Genomic DNA, 15873 nt, shown 5'->3' with positions numbered 1-15873 from the left:
ATTACGCATTTTGTCTCAATTGCGCAGGCTGGGGCTCAGGCGCAGCATATCGAGCCCTGCATCCACCCAGCGTTCGGCTTCCTGATGTAGCTGGAAGCTGTCGGGTACCAGCAGCCACTGGCCAATCAGCCCGTTGATGTAGGCATGGATGCACACTGCGCCACGGGTGGTGTCGAGGTTTTCCGGAAGTTGCCCGCGATGGACCGCGTTGCGCAGTGTCAGGCCGATGCGCAGGTTGCATTCCAGGCTGTGGGTCTGGCGCTGACGGCGCATGTCGCACATTTCATCGGTGAATTCGCACTTATGAAACAAAATCTCATTGATGCGCCGGGTTTTCGGGTCCAGGGCCACCTGATGAAACAAATGAATCAGCAGCTTGCGCATGCACCCCAACGGGTCGACCTCGTCCTCGCTTTCACTGGCCCTGGCCAATTCGTCCAGTGGCTCATGCAGCGTGTCCAGCAGGGCCTGCAACAGATCGGATTTATTACTGAAGTGCCAATAAATCGCGCCCCGCGTGACACCGGCCAGCGCAGCGATATCCGCCAGCGTAGTCCGTGCAACGCCGCGCTCATAAAAGGCTTGCTCGGCGGCTTCGAGAATTTGGCTGCGCGTTTCCTGAGCTTCCTCTTTAGTGCGACGAACCATGGCAGTACAACCTCAATCAGGACACCTGAGACTATCGTTAACGCAGTGTTAATAGATGTTAACGATCATCCGAATATTTGTGGGACGACACCGTCATGGGCGCCGAACGTAATGGAATCGAGACTTTTGGCCTGCGTTGTCAACAATCCGCGAAGCCTGTCAAGAGTTTACAAACAACCATGAACGTAAGTATATTGCGTAGCAAGCTACTTATCCACTCACAGCTTGTTTTTTACCCTTCCACACTTCTTGTGCGCACCCTGCGCGCCTGACCCGAGGATCTTCATGCAACTTAAGCCAGCTGTTACCGCTCTGGTCACTGCCGTCGCCCTGGCATCGCTGCTCAGCGGATGTAAAAAGGAAGAAGCGGCTCCGCCCGCTCAAGCCCCTCAGGTCGGCGTGGTCACCATTCAACCGCAAGCCTATACCCTGACGTCCGAGCTGCCAGGCCGCACCACCGCCTACCGCATCGCGGAAGTTCGCCCGCAGGTCAACGGCATCATCCTCAAGCGCCTGTTCAAGGAAGGCGCGGATGTGAAGGAAGGCCAGCAGCTCTATCAGATCGATCCGTCGGTCTATGAAGCCACGCTGAAAAGCGCACAAGCCAGCCTGACCCAGACCAAGTCCATCTCCGACCGCTACAAGCAGTTGGTCGATGAGCAAGCCGTCAGCCGCCAGGAATACGACACCGCCGTGGCCAACCGCATGACTGCGGAAGCAAACGTGCAAACCGCCCAGATCAACGTGCGCTACACCAAGGTGTTCGCGCCGATCTCCGGGCGTATCGGTCGTTCTTCGGTGACCGAAGGCGCGCTGGTCAGCAATGGCCAGACCGATGCCATGGCGGTAATCCAGCAACTGGACCCGATCTACGTCGACGTCACGCAGTCTTCGGCTGAAATGCTGAAACTGCGCCGCGACCTGGAAAGCGGCCAACTGGAAAAAGCCGGCGCCAATGCCGCCAAGGTCAAGCTGACCCTGGAAGACGGCAGCGACTACGGCCATGACGGCAAGCTGGAATTCTCCGAAGTCTCGGTCGACCAGACCACCGGCTCCGTGACCCTGCGCGCAGTGTTCCCCAACCCTGACCACACCCTGCTGCCGGGCATGTTCGTACACGCCCAACTGCAAGCCGGCGTGAACAGCAAGGCGATCCTCGCGCCACAGCAAGGCGTGACCCGCGACCTCAAGGGGATCCCGACGGCGCTGGTGGTCAACGCCGACAACAAGGTCGAGCAGCGTGTACTGGTGGCCAACCGCACCGCTGGCGCCTATTGGCTGGTGGAGAAAGGCCTGAACGCCGGTGACCGCGTGATCACCGAAGGCCTGCAGTACGTCAAGCCGGGTGTGGAGGTCAAGGTCAAGGAGGCTGACAACGCCAAGCCCGCCGGTTCCGCCGCTGCTCCTGCTGCCGCGCCTGGCCAAGGGGAGTAATCCATGTCGAAATTTTTTATCGACCGTCCCATTTTCGCCTGGGTAATTGCCCTGGTGATCATGCTGGTCGGGGCACTGTCGATCCTGAAGTTGCCCATCAACCAATACCCGGCCATCGCGCCAACCGCCATCGACATCCAGGTAACCTACCCAGGCGCGTCCGCACAAACCGTGCAGGACACCGTGGTGCAGGTCATCGAGCAACAGCTCAACGGTATCGACAACCTGCGTTATGTGGCCTCGGACAGTAACTCCGACGGCAGCATGACCATCACCGCGACGTTCAACCAGGGTACCAACCCGGACATCGCCCAGGTGCAGGTGCAGAACAAGCTGAACCTGGCGACCCCACTGCTGCCGCAGGAAGTGCAGCAACAGGGTATCCGCGTAACCAAGTCGGTAAAGAACTTCCTGATGGTGATCGGCCTGGTGTCGGAAGACGGCAGCATGACCAAGGATGACTTGTCCAACTACATCGTTTCCAACATCCAGGACCCGATTTCCCGGACCGCAGGTGTGGGTGACTTCCAGGTGTTCGGTTCGCAGTACGCCATGCGTATCTGGCTGGACCCGGCCAAGCTGAACAACTTCCAGCTCACGCCGGTGGATGTCAGCACGGCCATCTCGGCACAGAACGTCCAGGTGGCCACCGGTCAATTGGGCGGCCTGCCTGCCCTGCCCGGCAACCAACTGAACGCCACCATCATCGGCAAGACCCGCCTGCAGACGGCTGAGCAGTTCGGCAACATCCTGATGAAGGTCAATGCCGACGGTTCCCAGGTTCGCCTGCGTGACGTGGCGCGTATCGAACTCGGCGGCCAGAACTACAGCATCAGCGCGCAGTTCAACGGCAACCCGGCTTCCGGCATGGCGATCAAGCTCGCGTCGGGCGCCAACGCCCTGGACACCGCCAAGGCCATCCGTGCCACCGTGGCGTCCCTGGAACCGTTCTTCCCGCCTGGCATGAAGGCGGTGGTGCCGTATGACACCACCCCGGTCGTGACCGAATCGATCTCCGGTGTGGTGCACACCCTGATCGAAGCGATCGTGCTGGTGTTCCTGGTGATGTTCCTGTTCCTGCAGAACTTCCGCGCCACCATCATCACCACCATGACCGTACCGGTGGTACTGCTGGGTACCTTCGGGATCCTCGCGGCGTTCGGTTTCACCATCAACACATTGACCATGTTCGGCATGATCCTCGCCATCGGCCTGCTGGTGGATGACGCCATCGTCGTGGTGGAAAACGTCGAGCGGGTAATGGCCGAGGAGCACCTGTCGCCGAAAGAGGCGACGGTCAAGTCCATGGGCCAGATCCAGGGCGCCCTGGTGGGTATTGCCCTGGTACTGTCGGCGGTACTGTTGCCGATGGCGTTCTTCGGCGGCTCCACCGGTGTGATCTACAAACAGTTCTCCATCACCATCGTTTCGGCCATGGCGTTGTCGGTACTGGTTGCCCTGATCTTCACCCCGGCCCTGTGCGCCACCATGCTCAAGCCGATCGACCCGGAAAAACACGGCCAACCCAAGCGTGGTTTCTTCGGCTGGTTCAACCGCACCTTCGACCGTGGCGTACTGAGCTACGAGCGCGGCGTGGGTAACATGATCAAGCACAAGATCCCGGCGTTCCTGGTGTACGCCCTGATCATCGCCGGCATGATCTGGCTGTTCATGCGCATCCCGGCTGCGTTCCTGCCCGATGAAGACCAGGGCGTGATCTTTGCCCAGGTGCAGACCCCGGTAGGTTCTTCGGCTGAACGCACGCAAAAAGTCATCGACGACATGCGCGCCTATCTGCTCAATGACAAGGAAGGCGAACCAGGCGAAGGCAAAGGCGTGAAATCGGTGTTTACCGTGAACGGCTTCAACTTCGCCGGTCGTGGCCAGAGTTCGGGCCTGGCCTTCGTGATGCTCAAGCCGTGGGATGAGCGCGACTCGTCCACCTCGGTGTTCGAGATTGCCAAGCGTGCCCAGGGTTACTTCATGCAGACCTTCCAGGACGCCATGGTGTTTGCCATTGTGCCGCCGTCTGTACTGGAACTCGGTAACGCCACCGGTTTCGACGTGTTCCTGCAAGACCAGGGCGGTGTCGGTCATGAAAAGCTGATGGCGGCGCGTAACCAGTTCCTGGGCATGGCTGCCCAGAGCAAGATCCTGGCCGGTGTGCGCCCCAACGGCGTGAACGATGAGCCGCAATACGAGCTCACCGTCGACGACGAGAAGGCCAGCGCCCAGGGCATCACGCTGTCCAACATCAACCAGACCCTGGCGATTGCCTTGGGTGGCAGCTACGTCAACGACTTCATCGACCGTGGTCGGGTGAAGAAAGTCTACGTGCAGGGTGAAGCCGCCAGCCGGATGTCCCCGGAAGACCTGAACAAATGGTACGTGCGCAGCGACTCCGGGAAGATGGTGCCGTTGTCGGCCATCGCCTCGGGCAAGTGGATCTATGGCTCGCCGAAGCTCTCGCGTTATAACGGTGTAGCGGCGATGGAAATCCTCGGTACCCCGGCACCGGGCTACAGTACCGGTGACGCCATGGCCGAAGTCGAACGCATCGCCAAGGAGCTGCCGGCGGGTGTGGGCTACGCCTGGACGGGCCTGTCGTATGAAGAACGCCTGTCCGGCTCCCAGGCGCCGGCACTGTATGCGCTGTCGCTGCTGGTGGTGTTCCTGTGCCTCGCGGCGCTGTACGAAAGCTGGTCGATCCCGATCGCAGTGATCCTGGTGGTTCCACTGGGCGTGGTGGGTGCGTTGATCGCCACCAGCATGCGCGGCTTGTCCAACGACGTGTTCTTCCAGGTGGGCTTGCTGGTGACGGTGGGCCTGGCGGCGAAGAACGCCATCCTGATCGTGGAGTTCGCCAAGGAACTCCACGAGCAAGGCAAAGGCATCGTCGAGGCGGCCATCGAGGCCTCGCGGATGCGCCTGCGGCCAATCATCATGACCTCCATGGCGTTCGTCCTCGGCGTGTTGCCGCTGGCGATCTCCTCGGGCGCCGGCTCAGGCAGCCAGCACGCAATCGGTACCGGTGTAATTGGCGGTATGATCACGGCCACAGTGCTGGCGATCTTCTGGGTGCCACTGTTCTTCGCGAGCGTGTCCGCCATGGGCGAACGTAACAAGACTGAACCTAAGCAAACTCCTCAAGAGGCTGGCCAATGAGCAAGTCGCTACTTTCCTTAGCCGTCACCGCATTCGTGCTCAGTGGCTGCTCGCTGATCCCTGACTACCAGCGCCCTGAAGCGCCGGTGGCAGCTCAGTTCCCACAGGGGCCGGCGTATTCGTCGGCCCAGGCGCCGGGCCAGGCCGCTGCCGAGCAGGGCTGGAAGCAGTTTTTCCATGACCCTGCCCTGCAACAGCTGATCCAGACCGCGCTGGTGAACAACCGTGACCTGCGTGTCGCGGCCCTGAACATCGACGCGTATGCGGCGCAGTACCAGATCCAGCGTGCCGACCTGTTCCCGGCCGTATCGGCCACGGGCAGCGGCAGCCGTTCGCGCACCCCGGCCAAGCTGTCACAGACCGGCGAATCGACCATCACCAGCCAGTACTCGGCCGGCCTCGGGATCAGTTCTTATGAACTGGACCTGTTCGGTCGTGTGCGCAGCCTGAGTGAAGAAGCGCTGCAAAAGTACTTCGCCACTGAAGAAGCACGGCGCAGCACCCAGATCAGCCTGGTGGCCAGCGTGGCGAATGCCTACCTGACCTGGCAGGCCGACAAGGAACTGCTCAAGCTGACCCAGGACACCCTCGGCGCGTACGAGCAGAGCTTCAAGCTGACCTCGCGCAGCAATGAAGTCGGCGTGGCTTCGGCCCTCGACCTCAGCCAGGCGCGCACCTCGGTGGAAAATGCCCGCGTGGCACTGGCACGCTACACCCGCCAGGTGGCCCAGGACGAAAACAGCCTGACCCTGCTGCTGGGCACCGGCCTGCCGGCGAATATCGCCAGCAAGCCGCTGTCGGATGACCTGCTCAGCGACGTACCAGCCGGGTTGCCCTCCGACCTGCTGCAACGTCGTCCAGACATCGTGCAGGCCGAGTACAACCTCAAGGCCGCGAACGCCAACATCGGTGCGGCCCGTGCAGCGTTCTTCCCGAGCATCAGCCTGACCGCCAGCGCCGGTACCGCCAGCCCTACCCTGGGCGGCCTGTTCAAAGGCGGTTCGGGCACCTGGTCGTTCGCCCCGCAGATCAACATCCCGATCTTCAACGCCGGCAGCCTGCGCGCCAGCCTGGACTATTCGAAGATCCAGAAAGAGATCAACGTGGCGAACTACGAGAAGGCGATCCAGACCGGCTTCCAGGAAGTCTCCGACGGCCTCGCCGCGCGTGAGACCTACAAGCAGCAGCTGGAGGCCCAGCGTGGCTTCGTCGCGGCCAACCAGGATTACTACCGCCTGGCCGAGCGTCGCTACCGCATCGGTGTCGACAGCAACCTGACCTTCCTCGACGCCCAGCGCCAACTGTTCAGTGCCCAGCAATCGCTGATCACCGACCGCCTGGCGCAGCTGACCAGCGAGGTCAACCTGTACAAGGCCCTCGGCGGCGGCTGGAACGAGCAGACCGCGAAGAACGAGCCGTTGAAAGAAGAAGCACCGGCGTTGAAGTTGTTCTGATAGCGCCGCAATAAACAAAAACCGCCTCCCTTATCAGGAGGCGGTTTTTTATGGCCCGCGATATTTTAAAGGCTGGGTGCCAAGGTTAAGTTCTCAATTCACTGACTTGCACCTGAAACCTAAGGCTCGTAATTTTATATTCGATTTCTCTTCCATCGGCGTTGCGGGCAGTGAGTGAGAAATTAAACTCAGCGATAAACCAGAACCCTTCCTCTGAATCTTCAGTGCGCCTTACGCGGAATGTACCCGTCGGATCAGAAAACCCGTATGAGAATTCAGGCCGCATAATAAGAAGCGTATCAACACTTTCTGGCGCCCCCCCAGGCGCTGTGATTGGATAATCAGTAAAGGTTTTCAAGGCACTCCCTGCAAACTCAAGGGACGCACGATCACCTCCATGACGGGGCAAGCACTGAATAAAATAACTCGAGTCTGAGTAGATCACGAAAAATACATCACCCAGGTCGATGGGGTCATAACTACCATCGACACTGGCGTCGATCTCACAAAAAACTGGAACCTTCGCTTGCGCTCGGTGCTTGGGTACAAACTTACCCGTTGCGCGGTGGTTTGCTAACGCGCAGGTGATTTGAAGGGCATGGCAAACAACTTCCATATCGCCCTTGCCCTGTGGCTCGAAGTAGATGGAGAACTGCATGCTCAGCGCCAGATGGCCGTCCTTGTATTCAAGACGGTCAACGGTCAGGAACCCCGAATATTCCGCCGGGAAATACTCGATGCGTGCTCCGAAGGCAAAGGTTGTCCTGATTCCAGGGTCTTGCGGCCGGATCGGATAGGTCTGGCCTGCTTTCAACTCTTTAGCCTCAAGAGTCAGTTCATTTCTGGACCCCGGATTGCCCTCAAACCCTAAACGAATGAAAAACTGAGAACCCTCGATATAGATCAACTCGAATGTGTCGAATGTAATCGGGATCTTCTTTTTATTCCCAAAGATCAGGTCCGCGTTGAACGTATTCGACGAGGTTAAAAACTCACCCATTTCTGTTCCAAAGCTCATGAGCACTTCTCCCTTGAGCACCAGCAAAAATACTGCCACCGCCTTGAACATAGGCTTTCAAAAACGGGTCATCTACTGTCAACCCTGACAGTAGACGCAGAAGCGGTTAAGCATAAGGCTGACAGGTTGGACACTCTCCGTGGCGAGCGGGATTGTTGTGGCGAGCGGGCTTGCCCCGCTCACCACAACAAGCCTGCCAACTACAATAAGCCCGCTTGTAAGAACAGTCTCCCGCCTTGCTTTCCGCTCAAGCTTTCAGGGTAAAATTGGTAACAGATTCTTACAGACCACAGAGGGAGCTTGTCGTAATGATCGTAGGAATCGACCTGGGGACCACCAACAGTCTCGCAGCCGTCTGGCGCGGCGATGCCGCCGAAATGGTGCCCAATGCCCTGGGCCAGTTGCTGACCCCCAGCGTGGTCGGGCTGGATGACCAAGGCCGTGTCCTGGTAGGCCAGGCCGCCAAGGAGCGCCTGCACACCCACCCGCACCTGACCACCTCGCTGTTCAAGCGCTACATGGGCAGCGCCACCGAAGTGCGCCTGGGCGACCGCTCGTTCCGCCCCGAAGAACTCTCTGCCCTGGTGCTCAAGAGCCTCAAGGAGGACATCGAGCGTACCTACGGTCAAACCGTCACCGACGCGGTGATCAGCGTGCCCGCCTATTTCAGCGACGGCCAACGCAAGGCCACACGCATCGCCGGTGAACTGGCGGGGCTCAGCGTTGAGAAACTGATCAACGAACCGACCGCCGCGGCCTTGGCCTACGGCCTGCATCAGCGGGATAAAGAAACCTCATTCCTGGTCTTCGACCTTGGCGGCGGCACCTTCGACGTGTCGATCATCGAGCTGTTCGATGGGGTAATGGAAGTGCGTGCCAGCGCCGGCGACAACTTTCTCGGTGGCGAAGACTTCGACACCCTGTTGCTCGAACACTTTGTCGACAGCCAACGTAACGCCACGGGTTTCCCGCCCACCAGCACGGTGCTGCAAGCCCTGCGCCGCGAAGCCGAGCGCGTACGCAAAGCCCTGGGCCAGGACGACAGCGCCGAGTTCGCCCTGCGTGTCGACGGCCAGCAATGGCTGAAAACCATCACCCAACAGGAACTGGCCAAGCTCTACACGCCGCTGCTGGAACGCCTGCGCGCGCCGATCGAACGCGCCCTGCGCGATGCACGGATTCGGGTCGGCGACCTGGATGAAATCCTGCTGGTGGGCGGTACCACACGCATGCCGCTGGTGCGCAAACTCGCCGCCGGCCTGTTCGGGCGCTTTCCCTCCATCAGCCTCGATCCCGACCAGGTGGTCGCCCACGGTGCGGCGATCCAGGCCGCCCTCAAGGCCCGTTCCGCGGCCCTCGAAGAAGTGGTGCTGACCGACGTCTGCCCCTACACCCTGGGCATCGAAACCTCCAACCAATACGGCGGCCATATCGAAAGCGGCCATTACCTGCCGTTGATCGAACGCAACAGCAGCGTGCCCGTCAGCCGGGTCAAAAGCGTGGTCACCCTGCACGACGACCAGGCCCACGTACTGCTGAAGATCTACCAGGGCGAAAGCCGCCTGGTCAAAGACAACATCGAGCTGGGCCAACTGGATATTCCAGTGCCCAAGCGCAAGGCCGGTGAAGTCTCCCTGGACGTGCGTTTCACCTACGACAACAACGGCCTGCTGGAAGCCCAGGTGAATATCCCGCTGACCGGCGAGCAGCATTCGCTGGTGATCGAGAACAACCCCGGCGTGCTCAACCCGCAGGAGATCCAGCAACGCCTGCAGGCCCTGGCGCAATTGAAGGTCCACCCACGCGACCAGCAGGTCAATACCGTGCTCGTCGCCCGCCTCGAACGGCTCTACCAGGAAAACCTCGGCGAGCTGCGCGAACAGCTCGGCCATTGGGCGGCGCAGTTCCAGCAGGTACTCGACACCCAGGACGAACGCCGCATCCGCGACGCCCGCAGCGAACTGAGCCGTCAACTTGAGCAACTCGACAACGGGTTCTGGCGCTGAGGGCACACCGATGGATTGCTGGACCGTACTGCAACTGCCGGAGGACGCCGACGAGCGCACCATCAAGCGCAGCTATGCGCGTCTGCTGAAAAACTGCCGCCCGGACGACGACGCCCAAGGCTTCCAACGCCTGCGCGAGGCCTATGAACACGCGCTGAATGAAGCACGCTGGCGAGCGGATAACGAAGAGGCAGAACCCGTCCAGGCGCCCGTGGCCGAAGCGGCCTACGCCAACCTGAATGACCTGGCCGAACTGCTGGACATCAGCCCCGTCAGCCCGGCGCCCTTCGACGCCCCCACACCGGACCCGGCCCAGGCACTGCTCGACGGCCTTAACGCGCGTAACCTCGACGAGCGCTGGGCCCAGGCTCGGCAACAGGGCTGCACCGATGCGTTCCAGGCCGGCCTGTTGCGCCATTGTTTCGAAGCACCGGGCGAACGCAGCGCCATCGCCACTTGGGCCGCGCAACACCTGGAATGGCTGACCCCCTGGCAGCAGGTGGCGATGACGTCCTGGCAATACGAAGCGCTGACCGGCGAGCTGCTGCAAGACTACCGCCGCACCCTGCAGGAACTGCTGGAGCAAAAGGCCGAGCGCGAGTTCATCACCCAGCTCACGCAGTACAACGACCAACCCTGGCTGCGGGTGTTCGACCTGCAACAGCAGTGGCAGCGCATCGTCCTGCACCTGCTGCATGACACCCAATGGAGCGTGCCGCTGTTCGAGCGGGTGTGCCAGGCATTCGGCTGGGACGACCAGAAAGGCGTCTACCCGGAACCGGCGTGGATGTGGCGCGAATTGGTGTCGCGTTGCGAGCAGGAAAGTTTCTACGCCAACTTGCAGGACAAGGCCCAGGACACGCGGCGCACATCAGCCGATGCCCTGGCCGCACGCCTGCTGCTGACGCCGATGTCCGCCACGCAACACAAACGCCTGATCGATGGGTTTGGCGAGAACGAGTGGAACGCCTGCCAGCACCTGGCGCAAACACTTACCTGGCGCTATCCGCAACTGGTCGAGCGCCTGCCTCAAACAGACCTGTTCTTTTGGCGCAAATTCGTGCCCCGGCCGATCTACACCCAGGTGTTTATCCGGCTATGGGCCGTCTTCGCCCTGGGGCTTGGCCTGAGCATCGCCCACGATAAGCCAGACAGAATGGACGGGATGTCGCTGGTCATTTTCATGCTGATGGCGTTCGTGCCGGCGGCCGTTGGCTTTCGCGTCACCCAAATGTGGGCCGGGATGAGTTCAACCTATCGGGTGCTGGATGTGTGGCTGAGCCAGTACCTGATCCCCAAGCGAATCAACCCCAACGACTACTGGCTGGTGATTCGCCACGGCGTACCGCAGGCGATCATGCTGGTGGCCTGCGGCTTGATGCTCGGTGTACTGGGTGCGGTGACCTATGCCGGCGCGCTGCTGATCAACCTGCTGCACAAAAAACGCATCGGTCATATGAGCCAGAAGTTCGCCGAAGGCTACCCCTGGCTGAACGGCCTGCACTGGGCCTTCTGGAGCCCTCTGCAAGGGGTGTTCCTGGTGGTGATGGTGGCGCTGATCGTAGCTGCGCAACACTACCTGCCGACTGTGCCCTGGACCCACTTCGACCTGCCCAAGCGATAACCCCGCAATGCCGAGGCCGGGCCTGTGCGCCCGGCAACTTGCGTTCGATCATCGCCCACAACCCGCCCTGCCCCGATTGAACCGCCCCCGCACCGCCCCGCACCATGGCCGCCACCTGCATAAACCCAATAACAACAGGTCCACCACCATGAGCACTTTTCACCCGCGCCGGCTCCTGCTGGCCACCGCTATCGCCAGTCTTGCCATGCCCGTCGTCGCCGAAGAACACGGTTTTCTGGAGGACGCCAGCGCCAACCTCAACCTGCGTAATTTCTTCTTCAACCGCAATTTCACCAACCCCACCAAAACCCAGGGTGGCGCGCAGGAGTGGACACAGAGTTTCATCCTCGACGCCAAGTCCGGCTTTACCCAAGGCACCGTCGGTTTCGGTGTGGATGTGCTCGGGCTGTACTCGTTGAAGCTCGATGGCGGGCGCGGTACCGGTGGCACCCAATTGCTGCCGCTGGACCACGATGGCCGCCCTGCAGATGAATTCGGCCGTCTCGGCGTGGCGTTCAAGGCGCGTATTTCCAAGACCGAAGTGAAGGTCGGCGAATGGATGCCGGTGCTGCCGATCCTGCGTGCCGACGATGGCCGCTCCCTGCCGCAAACCCTGCGCGGCGGGCAGATCACCTCGAAGGAAATCGACGGCCTGACCCTGTACGGCGGCCAGTTCCGCGCCAACAGCCCGCGCGACGACAGCAGCATGTCGGACATGTCGATGGTCGGCAAAACCGCGTTCACCTCGGACCGCTTCAACTTCCAGGGCGGCGAGTACGCCTTCAACGACAAACGCACCCAGGTCGGCGTGTGGAACGCCCAGCTCAAGGACATCTACAGCCAGCAGTTCGTCAACCTGATCCACAGCCAGCCCCTGGGCGACTGGACCCTGGGCGCCAACCTCGGGTTCTTCTACGGCAAGGACGACGGCAGCGCCCGCGCCGGCGACCTGGACAACAAAACCTGGTCCGGTCTGTTCTCGGCCAAGTATGGCGGCAACACCTTTTACGTCGGCCTGCAAAAACTCACCGGCAACAGCGCGTGGATGCGCGTCAACGGCACCAGCGGCGGCACCCTGGCCAACGACAGCTACAACTCGAGTTACGACAACGCCGAGGAAAAATCCTGGCAGGTGCGCCACGACTACAACTTCGCCGCCCTCGGCGTACCGGGCCTGACCCTGATGAACCGCTATATCAGCGGCAGCAACGTGCACACCGGCACCATCACCGACGGCAAGGAATGGGGTCGCGAAAGCGAATTGGGCTACACCGTACAGAGCGGCGTGGTGAAAAACCTTATGGTGCGCTGGCGCAATTCGAGCATGCGCCGCGACTACAGCAACAATGAGTTCGATGAAAACCGGTTGATCGTCAGTTACCCGATAAGTCTGCTGTAATCCGGCGCCGCACTTACTGTATCGTGCGCGCCTGCCGCTGCTGATCCGCCCAGCAGCGGCCTCTTATCCGAGCCTGCGCACACCATGAAATCCTTTGCCATCGCATCCGCCGTGCTGGCCCTGGCCTTGAGCCTCAGCGGCTGTATCGGCGCGCCCATTGCCCTGACCGCGCAGACCGAGCAACGCCTGCAAGCCCAGGCGCCGATCCGTTTTTTGCTGACCTTCGATGACGGCCCCAGCGCCTCGGGCTACGACAACCCCAGCCGTTCAGTGATCGCCGACCTGGCGCACAACCCGGTGCTGCCGGGGATCAAGGCGGTGTTCTTCCTGCAGACCGAATCGTCGCGTTCCGGCGGCAGCTCGCGGGGGCGCAAGACGATGGAGCGTGAATACGCCGGCGGGCATGTGCTGGCTTTTCACACTGCCACGACCTTTCATACCAACCACCGCTGGCTGAATGATGCCGAGCTGGAACGCACCCTCAGCCAGGGCGCGAGCGATATCGCCTCGATCACCGGCGCACCGCCCGTGCTGGTCCGCCCGCCGTTCTGGAACTACGACCGGCGCACCTTCGCCGCCTACCAGCGCCATGGCATGCAGGTCCTGCTGACCGACCTGAGCGCCAATGACGGCAAGATCTGGGGCTTCAATGGCAGCCCAAGGCGCCGCGCCAACCTGTATCGACAACTGTCGGTGGTGCGCGAGCGCATCGCGCTGGGGGAGCTACCGACGGTGGACGGTGTGATTCCGGTGGTGGTGACCTTCCACGACATCAACCGCTATACCGCCCGGCACATGCAGGAATACCTGCAGATCCTGCTGGACAGCGCACGAGTCAATGGCATGAAGACCGCAGCCGAACCGTTCTACACCGATACGGCCGCCCTGCAACGCGCGGCATTGGCGCGTACGGTCAAAGACGTGAATGAAGCAGTGCATCTGCCGGGCGTGTGGAATTGGGTGTGGGACGCCGACTCTCATTAACTCCAGGCCGTTCTTAAGGCATGCAATATCAAGACAGCGTTTGACTGCTTTTTCCTTGGAACAGCATTTCCCCTCCCGCCACTCAAAGGAACGCCCGCCAACCACGATCGAGTCCAACCATGGCTATCTCTGCGTCCATGCCCGTGCTGACGAACTACACCAACAGCCCATCACCGGCAACGCCAGAACCCCCCGTCCACATCAAATACAAACGCCCTGACTCCGATGCCCTGACTCCCTCCTCCCGGCCGTCTCCCGAAGTCGCCCTGGGACACAAAAGCTACGTAAACAGCGAGGTCCTGTTTCAGGACAAACACGTAAAAATCTCCCAGGAGGTTGAATTCAGCGCCGCACAAAACGGCGACGTCGGCACAATATTCAGTCAAATCGTATTGGAAACCGGCAACCGTGCAGACCGGGTGAACATCACCCGTACCTCCGATGGAAAGCTGCTCGCTACCGTCAACGATAAAGCCTACACCCTTGAGCTGCTCAATCGCCCCGAGCTGGGCATGGTCCAGCCCCTGTATATCAAGACCCACGGCGGCAACGACTGTGTGGTGGTGGCTCCAGACGTGACGACGCCCATCAGGATCGACCTCGGAGACGGTGACGACTACGCCCGTGGCGGTGGTGGTACCACCCAAATCAAGGGCGGCGCGGGCGACGACTTTATCGAAATGGGCAAGGGCCGTGGAGTCGCATCGGGCGGAGAAGGCAACGACACGCTGGTCGCGGGCAGTGGTAGCAGTGCGCTTTATGGCGGCAATGGTAATGACCGTCTGCAGGCTCTGGAAGGACCTGTCGGTCGAATCGTGCATATGGATGGAGGTCGTGGTCATGACTTCATGATCGCCAAAAATGGCCACACCGTGATGCACGGTGGCGGTGGTGACAACCTGATGGTCAGTCTTGGCAGCTCGGTCATTTACACCGGCAGAGGTCATAACAACGTGAGGTCTCACCATGACAACACGGTTATCTACGCCAAACCTTCGGATAATGTGATCCGCTCACTCAGCTCACGCAGGTTTGATGTAACGCCCAGTGACGCCGGCAAAACAGCCTATCTGGTCGAGGGTTCCGCCGAGTTCAGACAGCGGGTCGAAGACGATCTGGAGCTATTGAGAATGTCGCCCATAGGCCAGCAGTCGTTGAAGAAAGAGGACGAATTGGCGGCACGCAACAACGCGCCAGTCACCCTGCGCGAGCTGGACACCCGTGATGACATGACCTACGGCTTCAACACCCAAGCCATTCAACGGTATCTTCAAGCAGGCGGCGACGTCGAATCACTGACCGATTCACAGTTGGGTTACATCGTGGAGGGTGAACCGGGAGAAACGGCTGACCTGGGCACGATCAATTACAACCCGATGTATATGTATGACGACAGATCTCCCCCGATCACCAGCCTCGCTCATGAGAGGGGACACGCATTCGCGGGTGCCACAGGTCAAAATCTAAAGGGAGAAACTGCAACACCCGACACTCACCAGGAACGCGAACCCAACATAGAGCGGCAGGCAATCGGTCTGCAAACGGCAGTCCCCCCGGTTGATTTCGACGGCGACCCCAGCACCGCGAAAACCACCACCAATCCACGGGAATTCACCGAAAACGGCCTGAAAGAAGAGATGGGGCTTCCGTTGCGCAAGAGGGTCTACACGACAAGGCTGGCCTGAGCCTGTTACTTCGGCGGGCGGGATTCTACCCCCAGTTCATCCCACACTGATTCAGCCAGGTGGAACGTTGCATTCGCCGCCGGGATCCCGCAATAGATCGCGCTCTGCATCAGCACTTCCTTGATCTCGGCACGGGTAACGCCGTTGCTGGCGGCGGCGCGCAGGTGCAGCTTGAGTTCTTCGCTGCGGTTCATGCCGATCAGCATGGCGATGGTGATCAGGCTGCGGGTGTGGCGAGGCAGCCCGGGGCGGGTCCAGATGTCACCCCAGGCGTGGCGGGTGATCATGTCCTGGAACTCGCTGTTGAACTCGGTCAGCGCGTTGAGGCTGCGGTCGACATGGGCATCGCCCAGCACTTCGCGGCGCACCTGCAGGCCGTCGGCATAACGTTGTTTCTCGTCCACAAAAAACTCCTGGTTCAATAAGATTTCAACTCGATGACCTGTGGCGAGCGGG

Annotated in this window: 11 protein-coding genes; 8 read left to right on the top strand and 3 right to left on the bottom strand. The window is 60.7% G+C overall.

All coding sequences use genetic code 11. The features are described 5' to 3' along the window. Positions 1–15: 15 nt before the first annotated feature. Positions 16–648 carry a TetR family transcriptional regulator gene (locus tag BFP99_RS12215; RefSeq protein WP_027604391.1) on the bottom strand — a complete coding sequence of 211 codons (633 nt, stop codon included), beginning with the start codon at positions 646–648 and terminating at the stop codon, positions 16–18. Between the two features lie 285 nt (positions 649–933). On the opposite strand from BFP99_RS12215, the gene BFP99_RS12210 reads away from it, so the two are divergent. From BFP99_RS12210 to adeC, 3 genes are read left to right on the top strand one after another with little or no spacing between them, the layout of a single operon-like run. Beyond that, entirely contained in the window at positions 934–2082 is a 1149-nt protein-coding gene (locus BFP99_RS12210) for an efflux RND transporter periplasmic adaptor subunit (protein WP_065947337.1), read from the top strand. 3 nt (positions 2083–2085) lie between these two features. Then, on the top strand, positions 2086–5247 hold the full coding sequence (locus BFP99_RS12205) for an efflux RND transporter permease subunit (protein WP_065928270.1): 3162 nt from the start codon (positions 2086–2088) through the stop codon (positions 5245–5247). Then, on the top strand, positions 5244–6701 hold the full coding sequence (gene adeC, locus BFP99_RS12200) for an AdeC/AdeK/OprM family multidrug efflux complex outer membrane factor (protein WP_065928271.1): 1458 nt from the start codon (positions 5244–5246) through the stop codon (positions 6699–6701). The genes BFP99_RS12205 and adeC overlap by 4 nt, the downstream gene beginning before the upstream one ends. 85 nt (positions 6702–6786) lie before the next feature. On the opposite strand, the gene BFP99_RS12195 is transcribed toward adeC, so the two are convergent. After that, the gene (locus tag BFP99_RS12195) at positions 6787–7770 is read right to left on the bottom strand and encodes a hypothetical protein (RefSeq protein WP_065947336.1); all 984 of its coding nucleotides are present in this window, start codon (positions 7768–7770) and stop codon (positions 6787–6789) included. A 257-nt stretch (positions 7771–8027) separates the two neighbouring features. Between BFP99_RS12195 and BFP99_RS12190 the strand changes: the two genes are divergently transcribed. From BFP99_RS12190 to BFP99_RS12170, 5 genes are all read left to right on the top strand, one after another. Further along, positions 8028–9725, top strand: a complete 1698-nt coding sequence (locus BFP99_RS12190; protein WP_065928273.1) for a molecular chaperone HscC — start codon at positions 8028–8030, stop codon at positions 9723–9725. A 10-nt stretch (positions 9726–9735) separates the two neighbouring features. Further along, positions 9736–11349 (top strand): J domain-containing protein, encoded by a 1614-nt coding sequence (locus BFP99_RS12185; RefSeq protein ID WP_065947335.1) that lies wholly within the window; start codon positions 9736–9738, stop codon positions 11347–11349. Between the two features lie 148 nt (positions 11350–11497). Continuing rightward, the gene (locus BFP99_RS12180; protein ID WP_065928275.1) at positions 11498–12748 is read left to right on the top strand and encodes an OprD family porin; all 1251 of its coding nucleotides are present in this window, start codon (positions 11498–11500) and stop codon (positions 12746–12748) included. 84 nt (positions 12749–12832) lie between these two features. Continuing rightward, positions 12833–13732 carry a polysaccharide deacetylase family protein gene (locus BFP99_RS12175; RefSeq protein WP_065947334.1) on the top strand — a complete coding sequence of 300 codons (900 nt, stop codon included), beginning with the start codon at positions 12833–12835 and terminating at the stop codon, positions 13730–13732. A gap of 119 nt (positions 13733–13851) precedes the next feature. Next, positions 13852–15417 carry a M91 family zinc metallopeptidase gene (locus tag BFP99_RS12170; RefSeq protein ID WP_083221167.1) on the top strand — a complete coding sequence of 522 codons (1566 nt, stop codon included), beginning with the start codon at positions 13852–13854 and terminating at the stop codon, positions 15415–15417. 5 nt (positions 15418–15422) lie between these two features. Here the strand turns inward: BFP99_RS12170 and pcaC are convergent, their stop codons facing one another. Then, positions 15423–15821: a 4-carboxymuconolactone decarboxylase gene (gene pcaC / locus BFP99_RS12165; protein WP_065928295.1), complete on the bottom strand. Its 399-nt coding sequence runs from the start codon at positions 15819–15821 to the stop codon at positions 15423–15425. Positions 15822–15873 lie beyond the last annotated feature (52 nt).

The organism is Pseudomonas sp. 1 R 17 (assembly GCF_900067035.1).
Taxonomy (GTDB): Bacteria; Pseudomonadota; Gammaproteobacteria; order Pseudomonadales; family Pseudomonadaceae; genus Aquipseudomonas; species Aquipseudomonas marginalis.
Note: the sequence above shows the minus strand (reverse complement) of the source record. Positions and strands in the feature narration are given on the sequence as shown.

What these genes read in the sequence shown, in the direction of transcription:
- BFP99_RS12215 (WP_027604391.1), bottom strand. Translation starts at nt 648, where the DNA reads ATGGTTCGTCGCACTAAAGAGGAAGCTCAGGAAACGCGCAGCCAAATT.
- BFP99_RS12210 (WP_065947337.1), top strand. Translation starts at nt 934, where the DNA reads ATGCAACTTAAGCCAGCTGTTACCGCTCTGGTCACTGCCGTCGCCCTG.
- BFP99_RS12205 (WP_065928270.1), top strand. Translation starts at nt 2,086, where the DNA reads ATGTCGAAATTTTTTATCGACCGTCCCATTTTCGCCTGGGTAATTGCC.
- adeC (WP_065928271.1), top strand. Translation starts at nt 5,244, where the DNA reads ATGAGCAAGTCGCTACTTTCCTTAGCCGTCACCGCATTCGTGCTCAGT.
- BFP99_RS12195 (WP_065947336.1), bottom strand. Translation starts at nt 7,770, where the DNA reads ATGTTCAAGGCGGTGGCAGTATTTTTGCTGGTGCTCAAGGGAGAAGTG.
- BFP99_RS12190 (WP_065928273.1), top strand. Translation starts at nt 8,028, where the DNA reads ATGATCGTAGGAATCGACCTGGGGACCACCAACAGTCTCGCAGCCGTC.
- BFP99_RS12185 (WP_065947335.1), top strand. Translation starts at nt 9,736, where the DNA reads ATGGATTGCTGGACCGTACTGCAACTGCCGGAGGACGCCGACGAGCGC.
- BFP99_RS12180 (WP_065928275.1), top strand. Translation starts at nt 11,498, where the DNA reads ATGAGCACTTTTCACCCGCGCCGGCTCCTGCTGGCCACCGCTATCGCC.
- BFP99_RS12175 (WP_065947334.1), top strand. Translation starts at nt 12,833, where the DNA reads ATGAAATCCTTTGCCATCGCATCCGCCGTGCTGGCCCTGGCCTTGAGC.
- BFP99_RS12170 (WP_083221167.1), top strand. Translation starts at nt 13,852, where the DNA reads ATGGCTATCTCTGCGTCCATGCCCGTGCTGACGAACTACACCAACAGC.